Genomic DNA, 26,667 nt, shown 5'->3' with positions numbered 1-26,667 from the left:
AAGTAGTTGGAAGAAGAACGAAAAGTAAGAGGAATGACTAAAAAAAACGAATGGCAGAAGGCGAATCAGAGAAGGGAGCGGATCGGAAAATGGAAAAAAATGTGCTCGTGATCCACGGCGGAGGTCCGACAGCGGTGCTGAATGCGTCTCTTTACGGGGTGATTCAGTCTGCGAAGGAGAGCGGAGAGATTTCTCATGTATATGGAGCGATCGGAGGCAGTGAGGCAATTTTAAAAGAACGTTTTCTGGATTTGATGCAATTCCCGGAAGAGACACTCAAGCGTCTTCTGACGACACCGGGTACAGCGATCGGTTCTTCGCGGTATGCACTCAGCGAGGAAGATTATGCGAGAATGCCGGAAATTTTTGCAAAGTGGAAAATCAAATATGTTCTGCCGACAGGTGGAAACGGGACGATGGATACCTGCGGAAAGATCCGGCGGGCGTGTGAGGGCACGGACATCCGTGTGGTTGGGATTCCCAAGACGATTGACAATGATATTGCGGTCACCGATCACACGCCGGGATATGGAAGTTCGGCGCGCTATTTAGCGGAGACTGTCGCGGAGATCGGAGCGGATGTGAAGTCTTTGCCGATCCATGTCTGTATCGTTGAGGCGATGGGACGAAATGCTGGATGGATCACCGCCGCCTCCGCACTTGCGCGAGAGAAAAAGGGGGATGCCCCTCATCTGATTTATTTGCCGGAGCGACCATTTCGGGAAGAAGAATTTCTCGAGGATGTCAAACGCCTGTATGAAGAGCTCGGCGGAGTCGTCGTGGTCGCAAGCGAGGGACTGAAAAAGGAAAACGGTGAGCCGATTGTGCCACCGATCTTTCGCTCAGGGCGTTCGGTCTACTACGGGGACGTCGGCGCATATCTGGCGGAACTTGTGATTCGCAAACTTGGAATCAAGGCGAGAAGTGAGAAACCGGGCATCTGTGGAAGAGCGTCGATTCCGCTTCAGTCGGCAGTTGACCGGGAGGAAGCGGTGCTTGCGGGGCGAACCGCCTTGGAGTCGGCACTGGCGGGACAGACCGGTGTCATGGTCAGCTTTGTGCGTGAAGCGAGTGAGGATGGCAGTTACCGGATGCATCCGGGCACGGTTCCGATCGAGGAAGTTATGATGTATGAGCGAAAAGTGCCGGAATCCTACATCAATGAGCGGGGAAATGATGTGACGGAGGAGTTTGTCTCCTGGTGCAAACCGCTTGCGGATGTCCATCATCGGGAATTTATTGATTTTCAGGAATATTACTGGGAACGGAAGGGGAAGAGGGAATGAAACATATTTATCTGAATCTGAAACGGTTTGATATTCCAAAAGAAGCCGGAGGCGTGAATTCGCTTGCGCCGATCCGGGAATGGGGAGCAAAAATCGTTCGGGAGACGCAGGATGCCCTGAAGGAATATGACAGAGAGCGTGTGGAATTTGCGATGTTTTTTCCGGAGGCTCATTTGATTCCGGCGCTTGAGGCGCTTGAGGAGGACAGTCCGATTCAGGTTGGATGTCAGGGCGTCTTCCGTGCTGATACCGTGTGCGGAGGAAACTTCGGAGCATTCACAACCGGGAGAACCGCAAATGCGATGCATGCCCTCGGCTGTGAGAGTGTGCTGATTGGTCACTGCGAGGAGAGAAGAGACAAGAGTGAAATTATGAGGGAGTTGATGAATGGCAATGCAGATCCCTCAGATTCTTCTAATTTCACGGAGTTTGCAGAGCGCTTCGTGGTTTCTGATCAGGCAGTGCGCAGTGCAGTGAATCGAATTCTGAACAGGGAAATCCGGGAGGCGGTGCGTGCAGGAATGAAGGTGCTGTACTGCATCGGAGAATCTTCTGAGGAACAGCCGATCTGGAAAGAAGTTTTGAGAGAACAGCTTGAGGTTGGACTCGCGAATGTGGATCGATCCAAAATCACGATTGCCTATGAGCCGATCTGGGCGATTGGACCGGGGAAGATTCCGCCGGATCAGGCATATATGGAAAAAATCGGAGCTTACGTTAAGGAAGTGACCGGAGGGATGGATGTCGTTTACGGGGGCGGTTTAAAGAAAGAAAATGCGGAAATGCTTGCGAGTGTGAAATCAATGGATGGCGGTCTGATTGCGCTGACGAGATTTTCGGGAGAGATTGGATTTTACCCGGAGGAGTATTTAGAGATCATTCGTCTGTATCTGAACGCAAATCAAAATTAGACCTAGTAGACTAGACATAGACAAAAATATGAATTTGACTGGAATCAGTGAGCTGTGATTGCGTGATTGATGGAAGCAATCAAACAGATTGACAGAAATAAAAACATTCAGGAGGAATGGAGAATGAGATTATCGTTTGAATATGGACAGGGACTGATGAGTGCAGAATTGCCGGATACGACAGACGTCTTTATTCCGGGGGAGACGGTGCCGGACCCGCCGTGTATTCCGGAGGATCAGATTGAGGCAAAAACGCTGGAATCCATCCGCAATCCGATGGGAATGCCACCGTTGTCTGAGCTGGCGCACAAGGGCTCGAAGGTCACGATTGTTTTCCCGGACATTGTAAAGGGCGGTACTCAGCCGACTTCCCACAGAAAGGTATCGATCAAGCTGATTTTGCAGGAACTCTACCATGCGGGAGTGGAGAAAAAGGATATTCTTCTGATCTGTTCAAATGGTCTTCATCCGAGAAGCACAGAGCAGGAGCTTCGCCAGATCCTCGGTCCGGAACTGTTTCAGGAATACTGGTACAGCCATCAGATCATCACGCATGACAGTGAGGACTATGATCACATGGTAGATCTCGGAACGACGGATCGCGGAGATCCTGTTCTGATGAATAAATATGTGTATGACAGCGATGTCGCAATCCTGATCGGTCACACGCAGGGCAATCCTTACGGTGGATATTCCGGCGGATACAAGCACTGCGCAACCGGAATCACCCACTGGCGCTCGATTGCTTCCCATCATGTTCCGGAGGTTATGCACCGTGCAGATTTCACTCCGGTAAATGGAAAGTCCCTGATGCGCACGAAGTTTGATGAGATCGGACAGCACATGGAGAAATGTATGGGTAAGAAATTCTTCTGCTGTGATGCGGTTCTGGATACTTACTCCCGTCAGATTGAGATCAACAGTGGATATGCGAAGGTCATGCAACCGCACTCCTGGATCGTGGCGGACAAGCGCACCTATGTGCCGTGGGCGGAAAAGAAGTATGATGTGATGATCTTCGGTATGCCTCAGTCTTTCCACTACGGAAATGGAATGGGAACGAACCCGATTATGCTGATGCAGGCGATCTCCGCTCAGGTTATCCGTCATAAGCGCGTGATGAGCGATCACTGTGTGATCATCTGTTCCTCGATTTGCAACGGATATTTCCATGATGAGCGCTGGCCGTACCTGAGAGAACTCTATGAGATGTTCCAGAAGGATTACATGAACACCCTGCCGGATCTCAATCGCTATGGAGAGTATTTTGCGACAAATGAGGAATATATCCGCAAGTACCGTTTCTGCAACGCCTTCCATCCGTTCCACGGTTTCTCGATGATGAGCTGTGCTCACATTGCGGAGATGAACACCTCTGCGATCTATCTCTGTGGCGCTCAGGAGCCGGGATATGCGCGCGGAATGGGACTCAAGACGCGGGCAACGATCGAGGAAGCTCTCGCAGATGCGATGAAGAAATACGTTGGACCGAACCCGAATATTCTTGCACTTCCACAGACGTTCAAGCTCGGGGCCGTTCATCTGATGATGAAGGATGAGACGCCGGATGGAAAGGGTGCACAGGACTGCCACTGCGCCGGTCATATGCATCACATGTAAAGAACCTATGTAAAGAACCTATGTAAAGAAAAGGAGAAAAAAATGCCACTGATTCCTTTGCGTCCTCTTCTTGAGGCGACGGTAACATATGGATTTGGGCAGGGTGCATTTAATGTAAATGCGGTTGCCCAGGCGAAGGCTGTGATTGAGGTGCATGAAATGTTCCGTTCTCCGGCGATTTTGCAGGGAGCGGATCTTGCAAATGGATTTATGGGCGGGCGGACGGATTTTGCGAATGCGACGATTGAGGATAAGAAGATCGGAGCAAAGAACATCGCCAATGCCGTGAAGAAATATGGAGCGGATTCTGAGATTCCGATCGTGCTTCATCTCGATCACGGACGCAATTTTGAATCGTGTGTCGCAGCGATTGAGGGTGGATATACCTCCGTTATGATCGATGGCTCGTCACTCCCGTTTGAACAGAACATGGAGCTGACACGCGAGGTTGTGAAGTATGCGCATGCGAGAGGCGTCAGCGTTGAGGGCGAGCTCGGTGTTCTCGCCGGAGTCGAGGATCATGTCTTTTCGGCTTCCTCGACGTACACGAATCCTCTTGATGCAGTGAAATTTATTCAGAATACCGGAGTCGATGCGCTTGCAGTTTCCTACGGCACGATGCACGGTGCTTCTAAGGGAAGGAATGTCAAGCTCAGGAAAGAGATTCCGATTGCGATTCGGGAGTGCTTAAATCACCTTGGAATTTTCTGCGCGTTGGTTTCCCACGGCTCTTCGACGGTGCCGAAATACATCGTGGATGAGATCAATGCACTTGGCGGAAATTTGAGCAACACTTATGGCATCTCGATTGAGGAGCTGAAAATGGCGATTCCGTCCGGCATCAGCAAGATTAATGTCGATACGGATATCCGTCTTGCAGTGACGCGCAACATGAAAGAACTGTTTGCGAAATATCCGGAGAAACGCACGAGCGCCTCGATCGGTGCGATCTATGAACTGCTTGAGACGAAGCGCGACCAGTTTGATCCGCGCGTCTTCCTTCCGCCGATCATGGATACGGTGATGTATGGCACAATTTCGGATGAGGATGTCGCAGAGATCGTTGCCTGCATTGAGCGAGGTGTCAAGGAGGTTGTTGGAACTCTGATCGTTCAGTTTGGCTCATTCGGAAAGGCTCCGCTTATCAGGCAAAAATCTCTGGATGAGATGATTGAGTTTTATAAAGGTTGATTGATTGCGTGCCCCCAATTGTTAGATTTTCAGGTCTGACTTTTGGGGGCATCTTATTTCTGATTGATGGGGGATATATTGATATATTTGTGTTGAAACTGTGTTGAAAACCTGAAGATCGATTCTAAATCTTGTAATAAATCCGTCAGAATTTTCCAAATATTGTCATAAAGTATAAGAGATTGGTAAAGTCTTACCGCCCTTCTCCATGCTAGAATAAGATCATCGATAGGAAATTATAAAATACGCGGAAGGAGCGGTGAACATGAGACTGAGAAAATTAACTGGATGGATGACAGCGACGGCGCTGACGGTGATGAGTTGTACCGGGTTCACCGTTCTGAAGGAAGGATATGAGACATATCAGACAGCGGTTGAAGCAGAGAGTCTTGACGAAAAGATTGCTAAGATTCAGGCGAAAAGAGGATACACAAAACTTTCGGAACTTCCCGATACCTATGCACAGGCGGTTGTCTCTGTGGAGGATCATCGGTTTTATAACCATTTTGGACTCGACCCGATTGCAATTGGGCGGGCATTGGTTCGCGATTTGAAAGCCAGACGTTATGTGGAGGGCGGAAGCACGATCACCCAGCAACTTGCAAAGAATTTGTATTTCAGTCAGGAAAAACAACTCTCAAGAAAAGTGGCGGAGGTCTTTTTAGCACTCGATCTTGAGCAGAAGTATTCCAAGGATGAGATTCTGGAATTGTATGTGAACAGCATTTATTACGGGGATGGATACCAGAATATTGGACAGGCAAGCCGAGGATATTTTGGAAAAGAGCCGTCGAAGATGAGCGATTATGAGTGTACGCTTCTTGCAGGTGTGCCGAATGCACCGTCCCGATACGCGCCGTCAAAGCATCCGGATCTCGCCTCAAAGCGCCAGCAGAAGGTGCTGAGTCGGATGCAGGTTTGTGGATACCTGACAAAAGAGGAGACAAGTGAGGTGAACGCGCAGATTCTGGCGCTGAATTTACACTTTGTGGGAGCGAATTAAGGTTGTGAAGGGGCAACATCAGAGAAATCCAGAAGTGACAATGACAAAATAACGTGTCAAGAGATCTGTTTTTTATGACCTTGTGACACGTTATTTTCATGTGAGTGGATATGTACGATGTAGGTTACTGAATTTCACGGATCAGACAATACTGCTTGAGAGGAAAGTTTCTCTTCATCACGCCGTAGGTCTTAAATCCTAAATGATGATAGAAATCCAGATTTTTCTCGTTGTGTGTCTCGAGAGAAATCATCATGCGGTGCTTTTCCGCATAGTCAATCGCCTCTTCCATCAAAGAAACAGCAATGCCGTGGTGCTGCATCTGAGGATCGACTGCCAGATAGATGATGTGAAGGCGCTGATCCTGGTGCAGCTGGTCTGTCCAGCTGGAGTTGAGGTAGTCATTTCCCTTCAAAAAGTTCTGAAATGTTTTGAGAGAGTGATCTTCCTTGATTAAGTAGGTGTCTGTCTGAAGCTTTGCCTTTGTCTCTGCCAGATAGAACTGGAAGATGTTGTAAGGCTCTGCCTCATCGGAGACAACGAGAACTCCGTTTAAGTCCGGACTGTCTGCAAAGATTTCGCAGGTCTCATAAAATTCGTCCATGTCGCAGTGAAACAGTTCCGGCATTAAACGCTTGCGCACATCCGGATCAGGAATCAGCGTTTCATAAAGAGGATCGTGTGCAAAACATCGGTTTAAAAGCTGTTCAAGCTGTGGCAAATCTTTGCGCTGTACGCGGTATAGTTTGTTACTGTCCATAATTGATTGACCGTATAGTAACGGCTGTCATTCCTTTCGTGAATATTCCTCGTAGTATTAAAAAAGACTGTTAATTGTCAGTTGTTAGTCTAGGCTCTAAGAGAGTTTATACTTATTCAGTCTGCTCTATTACATTATTTATCTCACTATACTTTATCTATCTCTTGCTCTATACTCATCTCTTACAGAAACACCGTTTTAATAAGTCGGGAGAGTTCTTCCAGCGTTTCCGCAAGTAATTTATGCTGGTTATCCCGAATTTCAGTGAGTCGGCGAAGCTCATCCTCGTAATCTGTCTCACCGGTTTCCTGCTTTTTCAACAGGCTCTTGACCAGACCGTAGAGGTTCTCATGAGGCATCAGGCGACCATATCCCCATTTCAGACGTTCCTTCGGCTGGTGGAGCACATAGTTGGTGAAGTGGTTGTAGACATCCTCATCAAACATGAAGGCATATGCATTGTTGTCGACCTGATAGAGACGTCTGAGTGCTGAGGAGAGCCTTCTGTTTTGCAGGGCATGAATTGAACCGGACACGAGCTTTAAATTCTTGAGAAGAATTTCATGCGGGTAGAGCACATTGCCGTACCAGTCGATTCGCACGAGTGCATCCTGGGTTTTCTTGAATCGCTCGAGCAGAAGTTTTTCCGTCTTTCGAGCCTTCTCAAAAAGTTCCTCTGCCTGTGCATTCTCACCTTCGTTTAAGAGGTGGCGATAGAGATTGTTTGACACCTCAAGATCATCATAATCTCTCCAGGCCTTCTGCTCAGCGATCCGAAGCAGATCGCAGAGGGAGGAGATCTGAAATTCCAGATCCATGCCGAAGGCATCTATCCCAGAATGAAGACCGTGCTTGCTGTTCTCAGAGAAATCTAGGTCGTTGTCGTCGAGACCGTGGAAGGCGTGATGCATAACCGGAGCAAAGCAGAGCGGGACAACAGCTGTCTCATCAAGAGCCACGATCAGCAGGGCGAAGAGTTCGTGGTGCAGGCGGTAAACCTGAGCATCGTAGAATTCGTCATTGTCAAACTGGGAGTGGTAATGAGTCTCCATGAAACTTCCACCGGTGAAATCGTTGACCATCGACGGAATTCCGGAGATTGCAATCGAGAAATCGTCCGACCAGGTTTCGATCGGAGCTGTGATTCTCGTCTCCTCCGGGTAGGCGCGGGTCAGCTCCGGAAGTTCCGACAGGTAGTCCTCAAGGAACTGCGTGTACTCGTAGCAACTGCGGATGCGCGCACGCGTGCCGTGTGCGAGAGCCGGAAGCTCAAAGTTCAAGTCTGCAATGACTTTGCCGACCCACTCCGGATGAGCCGTGAAGACCTGCTCGTAAGCGCCGGTCGACCAGTCAAAGTTGGAATCCGCAACCCCCCATTCTTCCGCTGCCATCGCACAGAAGATGATCGTGTTGCGCGGTTTGAATCCGCTGTCGACGAGAGCCTTTGCGATGCCAAGCATCATTGCGATTGCGGTGTTGTCATCCTGAAAACCGCTGAAATAGGAATCATAATGGGCAGAGAGCATGACCATGCGGTCCGGATGAAGTCCCGGAATCCGTCCGACAATGTTGTAAGTTGTGCAGTCGCGCATCACGCGAGTGTCGGAGTCGAGCAAAATTTTAATGCTCTCGTTTCCGGCAACGCCTTCCTCGACGTGAAGAAGTTGTTTGAGCGCACTCGCATCCTTGCGTGAGATTGAGAAAGCGGGTGCATTCTCCGGTCCGGCAATATCCTGTGCATTGAGCGCCTCATCGTCGATCTCGCCGTATCCTCCGCACTGAACGGCGATCAGGGCGCGCGCACCCTTTAAGTGCGCCTGATAAACCGGATAGTTGATCCACCACTCGTCGCGCTGGTTGATGTCGACGAGGACAAGTTTGCCGGTGACATCCTTTCCCTCGTAGTCGGAAGCCGTTCCTTTGCCGAGATACATCAGTTCAAATTCTTCCGGACCATCCGTCACGAACGTTGTCTGATAAGCACCAAGCTGTACTTCGTGGGCGGTTCCATCCTCTGCCGTGAAATGAAGCACAGCCTTCTTAAATTCCCATCCGTCGACTGTAATGGCATCCTTTGTCACATCAGAGAGACCAATGGATTCCATTTCCTTTTTGAGCATCTCGCCGGTCTCAAATTCTGCCCGGGAACCAGCACTGCGGTATCCGAGGATTTCGTTGGAACGAAACTGTTCCATCCGTTTTGCAAGACGGTAAGAATAGTCGATATCAATATGTTTTAAAATCGTTTCCTGAATAGTCATTAATCGCTTTTCCTCCTGTCAAATTCAGATTCATTATAGCACCGGAACCGAAAACTGGCTACACCTCACAGTGAGGAATTTTTTGAACAAAAAGTGATGGAGTTACTGTTTGCGCAATGCGTGAACAGTAACTCCAAAGTGCCGCAAGACATGATACAAGAATAAGATCTGATTGACAGAAAACGGAGAATGATGATATAATCGCGTTTGCTAAAACCCATGAGGATGTGGATTTTTCTAGAGAGATTCTATTTTCGCCACACAGTTTCCGGTCGTTCCGGTGACTGCGTGGCGTTTTTTTGTTTCAACCGCGCCTCGGCGCGAGAATGTGCCAGGGCAATTTCTTTTAAGAAAAAAGCCAAACAAAAAAATGGAACAGAAATAAAAAAGAAGGGCAAAAGAAAAACAGAAAAAGAAAAGAACAAAAAGAAGAACAGGAGGAAATAAGAAAATGGAACAGACACAGATGAAAGAAAAGCCGGTTCTCGGGCTCTTGCTTTCGATGGCACTGCCGATGGTGATTTCCATGATGGTGAATTCGCTTTACAACATCGTCGACAGTTTTTTTGTTGCAAAGATCAGTGAGAGTGCGATGACGGCTCTGTCGCTCGTCTACCCGCTTCAGAACCTTGTGAACGCATTGATGATCGGATTTGGAGTCGGAATCAATGCGGTGATTGCATTTTACCTTGGAGCGAGAGATTTTAAGAAAGCAGATGATGCAGCTTCGCAGGGATTGTTTTATAATGTTGTGCAGGGACTTCTGATGACGGTGGTGTGCATTGCCGTGATGCCGTCGTTCTTGAGACTTTTCACCGGCGATGAGGAGGTGATTTCCCTCGGTGTGCGCTATTCAAACATTGTATTTCTGTTTGCTGTTGCCGTTGCTGTGGAGCTGGCATTTGAAAAGACCTATCAGGCAGTCGGAAAAATGGCGGTCTCGATGCTCTGCATGATTGTGGGTTGTGTGGTCAATATCATTTTAGACCCGGTGTTGATCTTCGGACTCGGACCCTTCCCAAAACTTGGAATTGAGGGCGCGGCACTTGCGACCGGACTCGGTCAGACCGTAAATGCAGGCTTATATGTGATTTTTTATCTGATCAAGCCGATCTCGGTTCACATAAGAATCCGCCAGATGAGACCGACGCGCGATATGGGAATTCGTCTCTATGCGATCGGAATTCCGGCGACACTGAACCTTGCACTCCCGTCCCTTCTTGTCTCCGCGCTCAATATCATTCTCGCAGGATACGGTCAGATCTACGTCTTTGTGCTCGGCGTTTACTATAAGCTTCAGACGTTTTTGTATCTTCCGGCAAACGGAATCATTCAGGGAATGCGTCCGCTGATGGGATATAATTATGGAGCGGGAGAGAAGAAGCGCGTGCGCCAGATTTATGTCACAGCACTCGTACTCTCAGCAGGAATCATGGTTGCAGGAACAATTCTTTGTCAGCTGATTCCAGGCTCGCTGATTCAGATGTTTACGACGAGAACGGAGACGGTAGAAGCGGGCGCAATGGCGCTTCGAATCATCAGCCTTGGTTTCCTTGTTTCCGCACTTTCCGTGGTCTCCTCGGGAGCGCTTGAGGCACTTGGAAAAGGAATTCCGTCTCTGATGATTTCTCTGTGCCGATATGTGATGATCATCATTCCGGTAGCGTGGATTTTGAGTCATTTTTTCGGCGCAGTCGGTGTCTGGCATGCATTTTGGGTGACGGAGGCAATTTCCGGAATCATTTCGGTTCTGATTTATCAGGGAGTCCACAAAAAAGAGGAGCGATAAAAATTTATGAAATTGATGCATCTGTCCGATCTCCATATTGGCAAGCGGATTTATGAGTATTCGATGTTAGAAGACCAGAGACATATCTTGAGGGAAATACTTGCGATCGCCAAGGAGGAAAAGCCGTCGGCGGTGATTCTTGCGGGAGATATTTATGACCGTGTAGTGCCATCTGCGGAGGCGGTGAGTGTGTTTGATGAGTTCCTCAGTGAACTGGCAAAGTGCTGTGAGGCAGTTTGTGTGATTTATGGAAATCATGACTGTGCCGAACGGCTTGCGTTTGGCAGTTCGTTGATGGAAATGAGTAAGGTCTATGTCTCTCCGGTTTATGATGGGATGCTTAAGAGTGTTTGCTTAAACGATGAGTGGGGCTGTGTTCGGATTCATCTGCTCCCGTTTTTAAAACCGGCAGTCGTCCGTCATGTGTGGGAGGATGAGCCGGCAGATACGACGGAGGAGGCAGTGCGGACAGCACTCACGCATTTGACGTTTGATCCGGATGAGAGAAATGTGCTTGTCGCGCACCAGTTTGTGACAGGTGCAAATCGCTGTGAGTCAGAGGAGCTTGCAGTCGGCGGAGTCGACCAGGTTCCGGCAAGTGTCTTTGAGGGTTTTGATTATGTGGCACTCGGTCATCTTCACGGTCCTCAGAGCGTGGAGCGAGAGACGATCCGCTACTGCGGAACTCCGCTCAAGTACTCATTTTCGGAGATGCATCAGAATAAGTCGGTGACGATCGTGGAGCTTGAAAAAAAAGGCGAGGTCTCCGTTCGCACGCGTTCGCTTCACCTGCTTCGCGATCTTCGGGAGATCCGAGGGACATATCTCGAGTTGACGGCAAAGTCATTTTACAAGGGAACGAATACCAAGGACTATATTCGAGCTGTTTTGACAGATGAGGAGGATATTCCTGATGGTCTGCAAAAGCTCCGCGTGATTTATCCGAATTTGATGCAACTGCTCTACGACAATCAGCGGACAAGAGAAGATCAGACGGTCGAATCGGCTGAAAATGTGGAAAAGAAATCGGAGTTGGAGTTGTTTGAGGAATTCTATGAGATCCAGAATAATCAGCCGATGAGCGAACAGCAGAGAACATTTTGTCAGGAACAGCTTGAGAAGATTCTTTTGGAAGGAGGCAGGTGACTTTGAGACCGGAGTATCTGATTATCAGTGCGTTTGGACCGTATGCGGGGCGGACAGAACTTGATTTTACAAAATTTGGACGGGGAAGTCTTTACCTGATCTGCGGGGATACGGGAGCGGGAAAGACGACGATTTTTGATGCGATCACATTTGCGCTTTACGGGGAGGCAAGCGGGCAGGTGCGCGACGCAGGAATGTTTCGGAGCAAATATGCGGAAGCCACAGCGGACACGTTTGTGGAGCTTGTATTTTCCTGTCAGGGAAGTACCTACACAGTAAGAAGAAATCCCGAGTATCTGAGGCCGAAGACGCGCGGGGAAGGAATGACGGTGCAGAAAGCGGATGCAGTTTTGGCATTTCCGGACCAGAGACAGCCGATCACAAAGGCGAGGGAGGTAACGAAGGCGGTGACGGAGCTTGTCGGTCTCGATTATCGCCAGTTTACGCAGATTGCGATGATTGCGCAGGGAGATTTCCAGAAACTTCTTCTGGCGGGAACTGCGCAGAGATCCGAGATCTTTCGCCAGATTTTCCACACCGGACCATATCAGGATTTGCAAAATCGCCTGAAAACCTCTGCAAAAGAATGTTGGAAGACCTACGATGAGACGCGAAGAAGCATTGTGCAGTATCTCGATGGGGTTCGCATTTGGGAAGCAGAGATCGAAAGCGGATCGAGAGAAAAAACAGATCGTCAAAACATGATTGCGGAGTGGGGTGCGATTCAGTCTGCGCAATTTCAGGGATGTACGGTTCGAGGAATTGAACTGCTCACGGAATTTTGTGCAGTGGATGCAGAACGTTTAAAAGAATTGCAAGCGCGTCTTGGAGAGTGCCGTGAGCACTTGCAGAGAGAGCAAAACCGACAGGATCGGATAGAAGAGTGTCAGCGCCTGCGCGCAGAACTTGAGCAGGATGAGGCGAGGATGGTATCTGCGTTTGAGGCAAGGAATCAGGCAGAGCGAGAGTGTGAAATTTGCCGTGCCGCGGCAGAGCGTGGAAAGAGCCTTGATCAGGAAATTTTACTGCTTAAGGAGGAAGAAAACCGGCGAAACCGTCAGAGACTGAGAAAGGCTCGTCTGGCAAACCTTCAGGATATGATTCAGAACGAGGAGTATGATGGGAAACGTTTTCAGGAGGAGCTTGCGAGATATACAGAGCTTCTCAAGCAGGAGTCTTCTTCGGAACAGATAAGAGAAAAACACAGCGAGAGAATCCGACAGCAGGCAGAAGGGAGACAGCTTTTGCAAAACGGTGCTCATCTTCGCGTATTGGAGACGGAGATAGAGAAACAACAGGCTTCGTATCAGATGCTTGCAAAAGAGCGGGCACAGGCAGAACAGGGATATCTCATTCTCGAACAACGGTTTCTCGATGCACAGGCAGGAGTTCTCGCACGCCATTTAAGTCCCGGAGCTCCGTGTCCGGTCTGTGGTTCGCTTGAACATCCGCATCCGACCGTTCTCGCAGAGGATGCCCCGGATAAAGAAGAGCTGGAGCGGGAGAAAGCGCAACTTGAGAAAATTCGCCAGAGCGCACAGAGTGCAAGCGCAAAGTCGGCACAGCTGATGAAACAGAGGGAGCTGGAGACAACGGAATTTATTGAGACAACCGGGATTTTTCTGGGAGAATTAGGAACTCAGACAGAGGCAGAAACCTGCGATCTCAATGAATGGCTGGAGCGGATTCGAATTTCTTTAGAGACGTTAGAGGCACAGGAAAAGGAGTATCAGCGATGGGAAGCACAGATTCAAGAGTGCGAGAAGAAGAGCCTTGAGATTCGCCGGAAGATTCAGGAGGCAGAAATTGCCCTTGCCGGTTTGCGTGCCGAACAGAGGGAGTTGATCCGACAGGATGAGGAGGAAAGCTCCAGTCGCGACAATCAGAAAAAGAGTGATAAGACGGAGACAGATTCCTGGGAGAGCGAAGATCTGAATGCCTTGATTCAGAGAAAGCGAGAGGAAAAGCGGACGTTGGAAACTGCCTTAAAACAGGCGGAGGAAACCCGCAGAAGAGCCGGTGAGACATTTGCACGCCTGGAGGAGAGTCTTCGTTTGCATAAGGAAAGACTTTTCAAACTGCAAGAAGAACTGGAAGAAGAGTTTGATAGAACCAACGAAGCCAATAAAACCAATAAATCCAAAGAAACCAATAAGACAAACGAAATCATCAAGATGAACGAAATTAAGGGGGAGTTTGAGACTCTGCTTTTTTCTCTCAGAGAACAGATTGGTCGGTTGAGAGAGGAGGAGTGCGAGTGGAATCAGCGCGTGCAGGATCAGTATGCGATATTGAAAAACAATGAGGGGATCCTCACATGCGTTCGTCTTCGCCAAAAAGAGCTTGAATCCGCGGAACAGAAATATACCTGGATCCGTGCACTTTCGGAGACCGCAAACGGAACACTTGCCGGAAAAGAGAAGATTGAGCTTGAGACCTATGTGCAGATGGCGTATTTTGACCGGATCCTGCGTCGGGCAAATCTGCGTCTGATGACGATGAGCAGTGGTCAGTATGAACTCAAACGGCGAAGCATCTCGGAAAATCGAAAAGAAAAATCGGGATTGGAACTGGATGTCATCGACCATTACAACGGCTCGCAGAGAAGTGTCCGGACACTCTCAGGCGGAGAGACGTTTCAGGCTTCGCTCTCTCTTGCGCTCGGTCTCTCGGATGAGATTCAGGCGCGGGCGGGGGGAATTCGCCTTGACGCAATGTTTGTGGATGAGGGATTTGGCTCTCTCGACGAGGATGCACTCTCGCAGGCGGTGCGCGCTCTCGAGAACCTGACGGAGGGAGATCGGCTTGTTGGAATCATTTCCCATGTTGCAGAGCTCAAAGACCGGATTGAGAACAAAATTGTTGTGACAAAAACCCGGCAGGCAGGAAAGACCGGAAGCCGGGCGAAAGTTGTCTGCTAGAAAATTTTGCACAGATCGTATTTGAAAAGCGTTAAATCCTGATGTCTGACAGGAACATTCCGTGCAAAGTTAGAAGTGCAGAGTTAAAGCAAGATGCGAGATTTCAGCTCAGAAAACGGGATCATCGCGGGCTGATCGGTCTGATGGGTTCCGATGTGCTTTTCCATCCAGACCATGTTGTACCAGCGGTGAAACTTGTACCCGCACTGATAAAACTCTCCGACAAGGCGGTAGCCGAGTTTCTCATGAAAACGGACGCTGTCTTTTGTCAGATGGGGATCGTTATCCTCAGCTGGATAGGCAATGCAGGCGTTGAGATTCAGGATGTTTTGAGTGGAGAGTGTGCGCTCCAGGGCATTGTAGAGGAGGCGACCAATCCCGTTTTTGCGGTGGGAGCGGTCGACATAAATCGAAGTCTCAACAGCCCAGTCGTAAGCAGGGCGGTCATGAAACGGACTGGCATAGGCGTAGCCGACCGGCGTACCGTTCTCCTCGGCAATGAGATAGGGGTATCTCTTTAACGTGTGTTCGATTCGGTTTGCGAATTCTTCGACAGACGGAATTTCATATTCAAACGTGATGGCAGTGTCTGTCACGTAGGGGGCGTAGATGTCTAAGAGGGCAGATGCGTCCTTTTTTTCTGCAATGCGAATGGTAGGAATTGTGGATGAGTTTTGAATAGAGTCCATAATCGTTGACCTCCGATAAATGATAATAGGGATATTTTTTAATCTGTTTTTTAGCCCCACTTTAGCACAAAGTGAGAGGAAAAACAAGAAATTCTAATACGGTAACAGCCGGTCTGTGAAATCTCTGTGAAAACGTGGAAATACGAAAATAAATCTGATACAATGCAGATAAGAGGGACCGAAGAGATACCTTGGCAAAAAGCCTTAAAGGTCTTAAAAAAATAAAAATAATTAAAATACGATGAATATGAGATAGGATGGATAGTCAGGAGGATGAGACGATGGATGGATTAAAAGTGCTTGTCGTGGATGACGAGGCGAGAATGAGAAAGCTGGTGAAGGATTTCCTCACCGTAAAGGGATTTCAGGTTTTGGAGGCAGGAGATGGCGAGGAGGCAGTCGATATTTTTTTTAAACAGAAAGATATTGCGCTGATTATTCTCGATGTGATGATGCCGAAGATGGACGGATGGGAGGTTTGTAAAACAATCCGCCAGTACTCCAAGGTGCCGATCATTATGCTGACGGCACGCAGTGAGGAGAGAGATGAGCTTCAGGGATTCAAGCTCGGTGTGGACGAGTATATTTCCAAACCGTTCAGCCCGAAGATTCTTGTCGCCCGTGTCGAGGCGATTCTGCGCCGGAGCAATATGACTGTCAAGGAAATCTCTGATGTCGGTGGCATCTGTCTGGACAAACCGGCGCATCAGGTGACGATCGATGGAAAACCGATTGATTTGAGCTACAAGGAGTTTGAGCTTTTAAACTATTTTATCGATAATCAGGGAATTGCGCTCTCGAGAGAGAAGATTCTCAACAACGTATGGAACTATGATTACTTCGGTGATGCCCGCACAATAGATACCCATGTAAAGAAGCTGAGAAGCAAGATGGGTGAGAAGGGCAATTATATCAAGACAATCTGGGGCATGGGATACAAGTTTGAGGTGGATGATGACAGTCAAAAAGATTGAGAAACAGCTCCAACAGGATAAGCGGATGCAACATTCAATCCGTCACCGGATTATGTTGATTTACGTGGGACTGATGGTGGCGACAATTCTTGCGATTCTCGTTGTCAACAACTGGTGGCTTGAGCGCTATTACGTCAATCAGAAACTCAAAGTGATGGAGGAGGCATACAACACCGTCAACCATAAAGTGATGGAGGAAGCGCAGGATGGCGAGAGCATCAGCAGTGTGATCAGCCGGGAACTTGAGGCAGAATGGCAGCAGTGGGGACAGATGCCGTTTGATGAAAACGGGGAGGATGCGGATACTCAGACGGATGATTCTGAAAACTCGGGAAGTTTTCGAAGTTATTGGAAGCAGAAAAAGAAGAATCGGACTGCGACAAATTCGGATCAGGACAACGATACGATTCTTCGAACAATCCGAACATTCGGTGAGAGAAATAACCTGACGACGGTTCTGATTGACAGCTCAACGGGAAAAGCCTTCTTAAGTTCCGGTCGGGAGAGCGATTTCCTCGCACAGAAAGTACAGCGCTATGTGCTTGGAAAGGGCGGAGGAGATGCCCAGATTTTAAAAGAACATGACAACTATATCGTGGAGACAAATTACGACAAGCGGTCGAATGCGAGCTACATGGAAGCCTGGGGATTTTTCTCGGATAACAGCACGCTCTTTATCATGTCGATGCCTCTTGCAGGAATCCATGACAGCGTGATGCTCGCAAACCGTTTTACGACGTTTGTCGGATTTGTGGCGTTGATTCTTGGAACGATCATCATGTACTTTGTCGCCAACCGCGTGATAAAGCCGGTGCTCGCGCTCGCGGCACTCTCGGAGAAGATGTCAAATCTCGACTTTGACGCCCACTATGAGGCGGATGCTCAGGATGAGATCGGAATTCTCGGACGCAATATGAACAACCTCTCGAGTCGGCTCAAGGATGCAATCGGAGCGCTTCAGGATGCGAACCGACAGCTCCAGCACGACATTGACGAGAAGACCCAGATTGATGAGATGCGAAAGGAATTTATCGCAAATGTCTCCCATGAACTCAAGACTCCGATTGCGTTGATTCAGGGCTATGCCGAGGGTCTGACCGAGGGAATGTGTGAGGATGAGGAGAGTCGGAATTACTACTGCGAAGTCATCATGGATGAGGCGGGAAAGATGAACAAGATGGTGAAACAGCTTCTGACGCTGACGGCACTTGAGTTTGGAAACGATGCTCCGTCGATGGACACGTTCGACATCACAGAACTAATTCAGGATCTGATCCGATCCTCATCGATCCTTATTCAGCAGAATGAGGCGACGGTTTGCTATCAGCCGGATGGACCGTGTATGGTATTTGCGGATGAGTTTAAGATCGAGGAGGTTGTGACGAACTATCTGACGAATGCGATTCATCATCTCGATGGAGAGCGACGGATTGAGATTCGCGTTGAGAAGATCGGGGAGACGGTGAAGGTGACGGTCTTCAATACCGGAAATCCGATCCCGGAGGCAGATCTTCCGAACCTCTGGACGAAGTTCTACAAGGTTGACAAGGCGAGAACAAGGGCTTACGGAGGAAGCGGAATCGGACTTTCGATCGTCAAGGCGATCATGGATATTCATCACCAGAGTTGTGGCGTTGTAAACGTTGAGGGCGGTGTGGAGTTCTGGTTTACGCTTCAGGCGCAGAAATAAATCCCAGATTTTTGCAAACGTCGACTTGGATAATCTCCAGTGAAAAACCAGGAAAAAAGATACAGAAAATAGTTGACAAGCACTGGAAAAAGTCTTAAAATGTGAAAAAATAAAATATAAATTCAATCAAACCGATGAAGCGGAGATAAAAACAAGTCGTGCACTTACAGAGAGACGGGATGCTGAGAACCGTTAGAACGCAGTTTGTTAAATGGACCGCCGAGGGCGCAGTCAAAGGCTGGCAAATGAGATAAATCAAATGGTAAATCATAGACAGCTGAGTATTCTGCGACGTGAGACACGCGTGAGAGGTCAGGAATATGATGGTATTCCGTAAAGCGCACGGAAGCCGGAGTGATACAGACAGAGCGGGCAGTTGAGAGATACCCCGATTGAGTCAGAGCTTCCGGTGAAGTGAATCAAGGTGGCACCGCGGGAAGCGTGAATGTAACAAGTCCCGTCCTTGGCAGACTTTCTATATTTGAGAGTCTGTCATGGACGGGGCTTTTTTATTTCATAAATTTATAAAATTCATAAATAAAACGCAAACCATGATTTTTATGAAATTTCGTTCCATCCATATATTCCACATTCTATATTCTATCAATCGATCAATTAGAAGGAGGATAAGAGAGATGATGACGCTTGAACAGGCTAAGAAACTCGCTGAGGAAGGCAGATACGGAAGAATTCCGCTGACCAGGGAGATTTATTCAGATATTCGCACACCACTTGAAGTTTTGAGAATTTTAAAACAGGTGAGCCGTCACTGTTATCTGCTTGAGAGTGTGGAGAAATCGAAACAGTGGGGACGTTACACGTTTCTCGGATTTGATCCTCTTCTCGAGATCAGCTGTCAGGATGGGACGATGACGATCAAGGGTGCGACGACAACGACCCGGAAAGTCGATCATCCGAAGGAGGCGATTCGCCAGATTCTTGAGGAGAATCGAAGCCCGCGCCTTAAGGATCTCCCGACATTTACCGGTGGTCTTGTGGGATATTTCTCCTACGATTACATCAAGTATGCAGAGCCGACGCTGGAGTTAGAAAAAGCCGATGAGGATTCTTTCAAGGATGTCGATCTGATGCTGTTTGATAAGGTGATCGCCTTTGACAATTTCCGTCAGAAAATGATCCTGATCGTCAACATGAAGACAGATGCGATGGAAGAAGAGTATCACAAGGCAGAATTGGAACTTGAGCGACTCGCCTATCTGATTCGGAATGGAAATCCGGCATCCAATCAGCCTCTGAAACTTAAATGTGAACTTCAGCCGACGTTCTCGAAAGAGAAGTACTGTGAGATGGTGGAGAAGGCAAAGCATTATATTCGCGAGGGAGATATTTTCCAGGTTGTGCTATCGAATCGTTTGGAGGCAGAGATGGAGGGAAGTCTTCTCGATGCATACCGGGTACTTCGGACGACAAATCCATCCCCGTATATGTTTTACTTCTTCAGTGATGACATTGAGATTGCGGGAGCATCCCCGGAGACTCTTGTCAAACTCACAGACGGAAAACTTTTTACTTACCCGCTTGCGGGAACGCGACCGAGAGGTGCTTCTAAGGAAGAAGATCAGAGACTCGAGCGGGAACTGCTCGCAGATGAGAAGGAGCGAGCAGAGCACAACATGCTCGTCGATCTCGGAAGAAACGATCTCGGAAAGATCAGTCGGATTGGAAGTGTAAAGGTAGAAAAATATATGGAAGTTGAGCGATATTCCCATGTGATGCATATCGGATCGACCGTGAGCGGAACGATTCGTCCGGAGTGTGACGCCGTTGATGCCGTTGATGCGATCCTTCCGGCAGGAACACTGTCAGGAGCACCGAAACTTCGCGCGTGTGAGATCATTCAGAAACTTGAGGGCGGACGTAGAGGAATCTACGGAGGTGCAATCGGTTATCTTGACTTTGCGGGAAACCTCGATGTGTGTATCGCGATCCGCATTGCCTACGCAAAGCGCGGAAAAGTGTATGTGCGCTCGGGAGCCGGAATCGTGGCAGACAGCATCGCAGAGAGTGAGTATCAGGAGTGTCTGAACAAGGCAAAGGCAGTTGTGAGTGCGATTGATACGGCACGGAAAGGAATGGAAGAATGATCGTTTTGATTGATAATTATGACAGCTTTTCTTATAACCTCTATCAGCTTGTGGGAAGCATTGATCCGGATATTCGCGTGATTCGCAATGATCAGATCACGATTGAGGAACTTGAGGGATTGAAGCCTGAGGCGATCATTCTCTCGCCGGGACCGGGAAGACCGGAGGATGCCGGAATCTGCATCGAGGTTGTACAGAAGCTCGGGTCAAAGATTCCGATCTTTGGAGTCTGTCTCGGACACCAGTCGATCTGCAAGGCGTACGGGGCGAATGTGACGTATGCGAAAGAACTGATGCACGGGAAAGTCTCAAAAATTTCCATCCATCCGCAGAGTCGCCTGTTTGCAGGACTTGAGAACGGGATGCAGGTCGGTCGTTATCATTCGCTGTCAGCAGAAGAAGCGACAATGCCGGAAGAATTGCTTGTCACAGCGAGAACGGAAGACGGGGAGATCATGGCGGTCGAGCATCGAACGAGTCCGGTGTTTGGCGTGCAGTTTCATCCGGAATCGATCTTGACTCCAGATGGAAGAGCGATTCTGGAAAATTTCTTTAAAGTATTTCGGAAAACAATTTGAGAAATTAAGAAAAGGAGAGCACGAGGATGATTAAGGAAGCCATTTTAAAAGTATATAGAAATGAAAATCTTACCTACGAAGAGGCAGAGCAGGTGATGAATGAGATTATGGAGGGCGAGGCAACTCCGGTGCAGATGAGCGCTTACCTGACAGCTCTTGGCATGAAGGGAGAGACGGTCGAGGAGATCACGGCATCAGCATCTGGAATGAGAGCGCACTGCGTTCGTCTGCTTCACAATATGGATGTGCTGGAAATTGTCGGAACAGGCGGAGACGGAGCGAACTCTTTCAACATTTCTACAACATCCGCACTTGTGATCTCAGCAGCAGGAATTCCGGTCGCAAAACATGGAAATCGTGCCGCTTCGAGCAAATGCGGGGCAGCGGATGTGCTCGAGGCACTTGGCGTTGACATCACGATCTCTCCGGAGAAGAGCCGGGAACTTTTAGAAAAGATCGGAATCTGCTTCCTGTTTGCTCAGAAATATCACGGTGCAATGAAGTATGTCGCTCCGGTCAGAAAAGAGCTTGGAATCCGGACAATTTTCAACATTCTTGGACCTCTCGCAAATCCGGCAGGTGCAAATATGGAGCTGATGGGAGTCTATGATGAGACCCTCGTAGAACCGCTTGCCCAGGTTCTCGCAAATCTCGGCGTGAAGCGTGCGCTTGTCGTGTACGGAACGGATCATCTCGATGAAATCTCCATGAGTGCGCCGACAAAGGTCTGCGAGGTGCGTGACGGTGCATTTACAAGTTATGAGATCACACCGGAACAGTTCGGTTTTTCAAGATGTAAGAAAGAGGATCTCGCGGGTGGAACACCAGAGGAGAATGCGAAGATCACGATGGAAATTTTAAATGGAGAGAAGGGTCCGAAGCGTGACGCTGTGCTGATGAATGCAGGATCAGCGATTTATCTGGCAGGAAAGGCAGGGACGATTGCGGATGGAATCGAGATTGCCGGAGAGATTATTGACAGCGGAAAGGCAAAGAAACAGCTTGAAGCCTTTGTAAATGGTTCAAGAGATCAGCTCGGAGAATAAATAGTTCAATCGTTCGGACAGGAGAGGAAAGACATATGATTTTGGATGAGATTGCAGAGAAGACGAGGGCAAGAGTTCAGAAAGAAAAGAAAAAAGTGTCTGCACAGACCATGAGAGAGCTTGCAGAGTCGCATCGATGTCCGGAAAACAAAAAGTTTTTGTTTGAGCAGGCACTTCGGGCACCGGGACTTTCCTTTATCTGTGAGGTCAAGAAGGCATCTCCGTCAAAGGGTGTGATTGCGGAGCATTTTCCGTATCTTGAGATTGCAAGAGAATATGAGAAGGCAGGGGCAAGTGCGCTCTCTGTCCTCACAGAGCCGTTTTATTTTCAGGGAAGCGACGCTTATCTAAAAGAAATTGTGGAGACTGTTTCGATTCCGATTCTGAGAAAAGATTTTACGGTTGATTCCTATATGATCGATCAGGCAAGCGTTCTCGGTGCTTCGGCAGTGCTTCTGATCTGTGCAATTCTCGGGGACGGACAGCTTAAGGAATATTTGGCACAGGCGCAGGAACTCGGACTTTCTGCTCTCGTGGAGGCTCACGATGAGCGCGAGGTCGAGCGGGCCTTGCGTGCCGGGGCTAGGATTGTCGGCGTCAACAACCGAGATTTGAGAACGTTTGAAGTCGATGTCAATAATTCTGTGCGCTTGAGAAGCCTTGTGCCGAGAGAGATCGTGTTTGTCTCAGAGAGCGGAATTCGGGGAGCGGAGGATACAAATAAACTTTATGAAAATGGAACGGACGCAGTGCTGATCGGGGAGACACTGATGAGAAGTGCAGATAAGGCGGTGACGCTTCGCGAGCTTGGAAGAAGAGAAGAATTTTGAGAAGAGAAGGATTTTGAGAAGACGATGGACGATAACAAGATGGATGCCGAAAAAACAGATGACAGAAAAGCCGACGACAGAAAATCCGACAACAAGAAAGCAGACAACAGAAAAGCAGACAACAGAAAAGCAGATGATCGAAACATGGAGATCAGGCGGACAAAGATCAAAATCTGTGGGCTGACTCGATTGAAAGATATGGATGTATTGAATGCATGCAGACCAGATTTTGCAGGACTGGTGTTTGCACAAAGTCGCAGACAGGTCAGTGAGGAGCTGGCAGAGAAACTGCGTGCGCACCTGAGTCGGGAGATTCCGATTGTCGGGGTGTTTGTGGATGCACCATCGGAGCAGATTGAGCGCCTTGTGGAAAGAGAGATCATCGATGTAGTTCAGCTTCACGGGGAGGAGACTCCGAGCAATCTTGAAGATTTGCGGGAGCGTCTGAACCGTCTTGGCAGAAAGGTTCCTCTGATCAAGGCGATTCGGATGAGTGAAAAGACGGATCTTGCGATCTGGTATGAGAGTGAGGCAGATTATTTGCTCTTGGATGCGATGCAGGCGGGAGCAGGGAAACTGTTTGATCACAAGCTGTTAGAATCACATCTTCCGATTCAAAAGCCGTGGTTTCTTGCAGGCGGGATGAATCCTGAAAATGCTTCTTTTGCGATTGATCGTTTTTCTCCGTCTGGTGTGGATGTCAGCAGTGGAGTCGAGACGGACGGAAAAAAAGATCCTGAAAAGATTCGTCGGATGATCGCAGAGGTGCGTTCCCATTTTTTTGATTAAGTGCTATAATGATCGCAGGAGCAGTGCACTGACAGTTCAGTAGTAGTGCAGGAGCAGTATAGTAGCGCAGATTTGCGAGTATTGATTTGAAAACATGCGTATAGGACACTTATAAGTCGCAGATAAGATGCATACAAGATACGGGAGAGGACTGGGATCATGGAACTTGGATCAGAAGAAAAATCGTATATCAGAGAACATGCAGGCGAAGGATATGAACTCTTAAAAGAGCTGGCACAGATTCCGGCACCTTCGAATCATGAGGAACGTCGAACTGAGTTTTGTAAAAACTGGCTTGAGAAAAATGGGGCAAAAGGAGTCTATGTGGACAGTGCCGGAAATGTGGTTTATCCGCATCATGTGACGGCGACAAATCCTGTGATTGTCTTTATGGCACATATGGACGTTGTATTTCCGGATGAGACCCCTCTTCCGTGGAAGGAGGAAGGAGGACATCTTTGTTGCCCGGGAGTCGGAGATGACACCGCAAATCTTGTTGCGCTTCTGCTTTCGGCAAGATATGTTGCAGAGCGGGATTTGAAGCCGTCAGATGGATGTGGTGTCTTGTTTGTGTGCAACACGGGCGAGGAGGGACTTGGAAATTTAAGAGGTTCCCGGAAAATCTGTGAAGATTATGGAAATCGGATCAAGGCATTTACGAGTTTTGATTGCACAATGGACACGATCGCCTGTCGGGCGGTAGGTTCCGAGCGCTTTCGCGTGAACGTAAAGACTGAAGGAGGACATTCTTATAGTTGCTTTGGCAATCCAAATGCGATTGCAGTCATGGCAGATCTGATTCGGGAAATTTATGAAATTTCTGTGCCGGAGGGCGGAAAGACGACCTACAACGTCGGTGTGATCGAAGGTGGAACCTCAGTCAACACGATTGCGCAGGAGGTCCATATGCTCTGCGAGTATCGCTCGGATGATGCGGACAGCCTTGACTGGATGAAGGCGCGTTTTGCGGAGATTTTTTCAAAGAAGAGAGAGGGTGCTGTGGTATCGGTGGAGGTTGTCGGGCTGCGCCCGTGTGAGCGATTAAATGAGGAGCAGAAAAAGGTTCGCGAAGAGATGCTTGATTTTGCGAAAGAGACGCTTGCATGCATAACTGGAAAAATGCCTGCGCTTGTTCCGATTTCGACGGATTGCAACATTCCTCTTTCGATGGGAATTCCGAGCGTGTGCTATGGAACGTGTTTTGGCGCGGGTGCGCACACGAGGGAAGAGTATGTGGAGCGGGATTCGATTGGGCTGGGCTATGAGGTAGCACTGAGCGGGGTGTTGAGATATTTTTCAAAATAAAATTCACAATTTATAAAGCAGAAAAACCTCCATTGCCAGAAAACGGGGTACATATCAGGGTGTCCGTCAGGCAGTGGAGGTTTTTTATTGCGTATAGAATCTTGAAATCTTGTCTAGGGGCGTTTACTGTTCGTCCATATCGTCTCCGAGTTCATTGTAGCGGGAGGTATCGTAAGGGCGAATCAGGTTTGGATCGACATTGTTCTGGACAAGCGTGATCAGATCTCTCATATTCACATGCTGATCTTTCATTTCTTCACGGGTCGCAGGAACGTAGTGCTCGAGGATCGGCAGAACAATCAGGATTGTGATTCCGGCGGTGAAACCACCGTTGTAGAGAACGAAGCCACCGTGAAGTGCGCTTGTCGCCGTACAGATTGAGGCACACAAGAATCCGCAGGCGATGCCGGCGCGAGTGCCGTAGCGTCCGACAATCGGGCTCATTCCCGTCGCGAAGGCAGCTCCGTTTAAATAGCCCTGCATCGAGATTGACCAGGTGAGCTGTCTTCCGTTGATGTGGCAGAAGAACAGTGTAAAGAGGTACAGGCACTCGTAGCCGAGAAGGATCGGCAGGATGTTGCGCGGATGCTGTCCCATTGCAGTGAACGTCAGAGCGGCGAGCACGATTCCGAAAGTCGGACCGGTAAATCCAGCGCCCTCGGAAAATTGAATGGCGAGATTTAAATAAATTAAGAAGATACACCCGTAAAACCCGATGTTCATCAGGCAGATCGGCATTCCGTATTTTTCCGCAAAGTCACTGCGAAATCCCGTGTCCTTGAACAGATGTTTCAGTCCGTGGAGACTTTTTCCATTTAAAATATATCCGCTCAGGATGCAGATCGCAAAGATCGTTAAGTAAAAGCAGTTTCCATACAGGCGGAAGCTGTGACCAAACTGCTCATAGACTGGCGTATCCACGACGAGGGAGGTTGGCACTTCGATTCCCATCGTGCGGTACATGAAGTTGAACACGAGGAAGCCGAAGATTCCGAATGCGAGACCACCGTTGTACAGGTTATATCCCTTATGCCATGCGTGTGCACCGGGCAGGATTGCCGGAACGACAAAACCGAGCATCAGGCTGAACAGGATGGCGAGGATCACTCCTTTGGCAGTGAGCTGTACCTGACCGAACACGAAATTGTCCCCGATTGTGTAGCGGAACAGGAATTCGCTGATGAAGGGAGCAAACGAGGTCGTAAACATGCAGACATGCAGGTTGCTCTTAAAATTCAGGTGCTTTAATTTTAAATAGATGAAAGGGGTAAAGAGGCAGGGCAACATGTTCAGGATATTCAATCCGTAAAAACAGTGTGCCACAACGAGAAAATATCCCGCCATTGTGTTGGCGCGGGACTCGCCTTTGAGACTGACCATGAGAATGGCGCACAGAAGACCGCAGGCTCCAGCGTTGAGCATAGCGCTTGAGAGACCGCCGACGGCGAAGTAATCGGTCACGAGGGGACATGGAGTGATCAGAATCAGATACCATCCATATAAAACCGCAGAAATCGTTTTTCTCGTGTATAATGTAGCGATTCCTGCTGAGATAAGAAATGCGGTAGAAAAACCGAAAGCGATGCCGTTGATGATCCGACTGTTTTGTTTGGCATTCATAAATGAAGAAAATCCCCCTGAATCATATAAAATAGTAGTTGCTTCTTAATATATAATCATAACATGATTTATTGAGAAAAACCTGTTTTTTTATAAAAACAATAAGAAATCCCCAAAAACAGGAGGGGATTTGGTGAAAATGAGCATAAAAAT

Annotated in this window: 20 protein-coding genes; 16 read left to right on the top strand and 4 right to left on the bottom strand. The window is 48.5% G+C overall.

Going from position 1 to position 26,667, the window contains the following annotated elements; all coding sequences use genetic code 11:
• Nucleotides 1–89: 89 nt before the first annotated feature.
• The 5 genes from AC4EVX_RS08055 to AC4EVX_RS08035 all read left to right on the top strand — a co-directional run bounded on the left by AC4EVX_RS08055 (nucleotide 90) and on the right by AC4EVX_RS08035 (nucleotide 6,011).
• Nucleotides 90–1,286: a diphosphate--fructose-6-phosphate 1-phosphotransferase gene (locus tag AC4EVX_RS08055; protein WP_490159957.1), complete on the top strand. Its 1,197-nt coding sequence runs from the start codon at nucleotides 90–92 to the stop codon at nucleotides 1,284–1,286.
• Nucleotides 1,283–2,197: a triose-phosphate isomerase gene (locus AC4EVX_RS08050; RefSeq protein ID WP_490159956.1), complete on the top strand. Its 915-nt coding sequence runs from the start codon at nucleotides 1,283–1,285 to the stop codon at nucleotides 2,195–2,197. Before AC4EVX_RS08055 ends, AC4EVX_RS08050 begins: the two co-directional genes overlap by 4 nt.
• 123 nt (nucleotides 2,198–2,320) lie before the next feature.
• Complete coding sequence (locus tag AC4EVX_RS08045) at nucleotides 2,321–3,817, top strand: lactate racemase domain-containing protein (protein ID WP_490159955.1); 1,497 nt, start codon at nucleotides 2,321–2,323, stop codon at nucleotides 3,815–3,817.
• Nucleotides 3,818–3,859: 42 nt separating this feature from the next.
• Nucleotides 3,860–5,008, top strand: coding sequence for a ketose-bisphosphate aldolase (locus AC4EVX_RS08040; protein WP_177977877.1), 1,149 nt, complete (start codon nucleotides 3,860–3,862; stop codon nucleotides 5,006–5,008).
• Between the two features lie 265 nt (nucleotides 5,009–5,273).
• Entirely contained in the window at nucleotides 5,274–6,011 is a 738-nt protein-coding gene (locus AC4EVX_RS08035; RefSeq protein ID WP_177977876.1) for a transglycosylase domain-containing protein, read from the top strand.
• A gap of 124 nt (nucleotides 6,012–6,135) precedes the next feature.
• Here AC4EVX_RS08035 and AC4EVX_RS08030 read toward each other — a convergent pair whose 3' ends face one another.
• Together AC4EVX_RS08030 and AC4EVX_RS08025 are read right to left on the bottom strand one after the other, a co-directional pair.
• A complete protein-coding gene (locus tag AC4EVX_RS08030) occupies nucleotides 6,136–6,771 on the bottom strand; it encodes a GNAT family N-acetyltransferase (protein WP_177977875.1) in 636 nt (211 codons plus the stop codon).
• A gap of 182 nt (nucleotides 6,772–6,953) precedes the next feature.
• Nucleotides 6,954–9,032, bottom strand: a complete 2,079-nt coding sequence (locus AC4EVX_RS08025) for a M28 family peptidase (protein ID WP_177977874.1) — start codon at nucleotides 9,030–9,032, stop codon at nucleotides 6,954–6,956.
• Nucleotides 9,033–9,483: 451 nt separating this feature from the next.
• Between AC4EVX_RS08025 and AC4EVX_RS08020 the strand changes: the two genes are divergently transcribed.
• The 3 genes from AC4EVX_RS08020 to AC4EVX_RS08010 are packed head-to-tail and all read left to right on the top strand — an operon-like array spanning nucleotide 9,484 to nucleotide 14,888.
• Nucleotides 9,484–10,821 (top strand): MATE family efflux transporter, encoded by a 1,338-nt coding sequence (locus AC4EVX_RS08020; RefSeq protein ID WP_177977873.1) that lies wholly within the window; start codon nucleotides 9,484–9,486, stop codon nucleotides 10,819–10,821.
• 6 nt (nucleotides 10,822–10,827) lie between these two features.
• Entirely contained in the window at nucleotides 10,828–11,967 is a 1,140-nt protein-coding gene (locus AC4EVX_RS08015; protein ID WP_490159954.1) for an exonuclease SbcCD subunit D, read from the top strand.
• A 2-nt stretch (nucleotides 11,968–11,969) separates the two neighbouring features.
• The gene (locus AC4EVX_RS08010) at nucleotides 11,970–14,888 is read left to right on the top strand and encodes an AAA family ATPase (protein WP_490159953.1); all 2,919 of its coding nucleotides are present in this window, start codon (nucleotides 11,970–11,972) and stop codon (nucleotides 14,886–14,888) included.
• Between the two features lie 83 nt (nucleotides 14,889–14,971).
• Here the strand turns inward: AC4EVX_RS08010 and AC4EVX_RS08005 are convergent, their stop codons facing one another.
• Entirely contained in the window at nucleotides 14,972–15,577 is a 606-nt protein-coding gene (locus AC4EVX_RS08005; RefSeq protein ID WP_177977870.1) for a GNAT family N-acetyltransferase, read from the bottom strand.
• 281 nt (nucleotides 15,578–15,858) lie between these two features.
• Between AC4EVX_RS08005 and AC4EVX_RS08000 the strand changes: the two genes are divergently transcribed.
• The 8 genes from AC4EVX_RS08000 to AC4EVX_RS07965 all read left to right on the top strand — a co-directional run bounded on the left by AC4EVX_RS08000 (nucleotide 15,859) and on the right by AC4EVX_RS07965 (nucleotide 24,894).
• A complete protein-coding gene (locus tag AC4EVX_RS08000) occupies nucleotides 15,859–16,551 on the top strand; it encodes a response regulator transcription factor (protein ID WP_177977887.1) in 693 nt (230 codons plus the stop codon).
• Nucleotides 16,529–18,241 (top strand): sensor histidine kinase, encoded by a 1,713-nt coding sequence (locus tag AC4EVX_RS07995; RefSeq protein ID WP_490159952.1) that lies wholly within the window; start codon nucleotides 16,529–16,531, stop codon nucleotides 18,239–18,241. Before AC4EVX_RS08000 ends, AC4EVX_RS07995 begins: the two co-directional genes overlap by 23 nt.
• 635 nt (nucleotides 18,242–18,876) lie before the next feature.
• The gene (trpE, locus tag AC4EVX_RS07990) at nucleotides 18,877–20,346 is read left to right on the top strand and encodes an anthranilate synthase component I (RefSeq protein WP_490159951.1); all 1,470 of its coding nucleotides are present in this window, start codon (nucleotides 18,877–18,879) and stop codon (nucleotides 20,344–20,346) included.
• The gene (locus AC4EVX_RS07985) at nucleotides 20,343–20,924 is read left to right on the top strand and encodes an anthranilate synthase component II (RefSeq protein WP_490159950.1); all 582 of its coding nucleotides are present in this window, start codon (nucleotides 20,343–20,345) and stop codon (nucleotides 20,922–20,924) included. Before trpE ends, AC4EVX_RS07985 begins: the two co-directional genes overlap by 4 nt.
• Nucleotides 20,925–20,950: 26 nt before the next feature.
• A complete protein-coding gene (gene trpD, locus AC4EVX_RS07980; protein WP_490159949.1) occupies nucleotides 20,951–21,970 on the top strand; it encodes an anthranilate phosphoribosyltransferase in 1,020 nt (339 codons plus the stop codon).
• A gap of 35 nt (nucleotides 21,971–22,005) precedes the next feature.
• Nucleotides 22,006–22,800, top strand: coding sequence for an indole-3-glycerol phosphate synthase TrpC (trpC, locus tag AC4EVX_RS07975; protein WP_490159948.1), 795 nt, complete (start codon nucleotides 22,006–22,008; stop codon nucleotides 22,798–22,800).
• Between the two features lie 24 nt (nucleotides 22,801–22,824).
• Nucleotides 22,825–23,589: a phosphoribosylanthranilate isomerase gene (locus AC4EVX_RS07970; protein ID WP_490159947.1), complete on the top strand. Its 765-nt coding sequence runs from the start codon at nucleotides 22,825–22,827 to the stop codon at nucleotides 23,587–23,589.
• 159 nt (nucleotides 23,590–23,748) lie between these two features.
• Nucleotides 23,749–24,894 carry a M20/M25/M40 family metallo-hydrolase gene (locus tag AC4EVX_RS07965; RefSeq protein ID WP_490159946.1) on the top strand — a complete coding sequence of 382 codons (1,146 nt, stop codon included), beginning with the start codon at nucleotides 23,749–23,751 and terminating at the stop codon, nucleotides 24,892–24,894.
• Nucleotides 24,895–25,017: 123 nt separating this feature from the next.
• On the opposite strand, the gene AC4EVX_RS07960 is transcribed toward AC4EVX_RS07965, so the two are convergent.
• Nucleotides 25,018–26,514 carry a DUF1576 domain-containing protein gene (locus tag AC4EVX_RS07960; protein WP_308451823.1) on the bottom strand — a complete coding sequence of 499 codons (1,497 nt, stop codon included), beginning with the start codon at nucleotides 26,512–26,514 and terminating at the stop codon, nucleotides 25,018–25,020.
• Nucleotides 26,515–26,667 lie beyond the last annotated feature (153 nt).

The sequence above is a fragment of the Brotaphodocola sp. genome, assembly GCF_983179755.1.
Note: the sequence above shows the minus strand (reverse complement) of the source record. Positions and strands in the feature narration are given on the sequence as shown.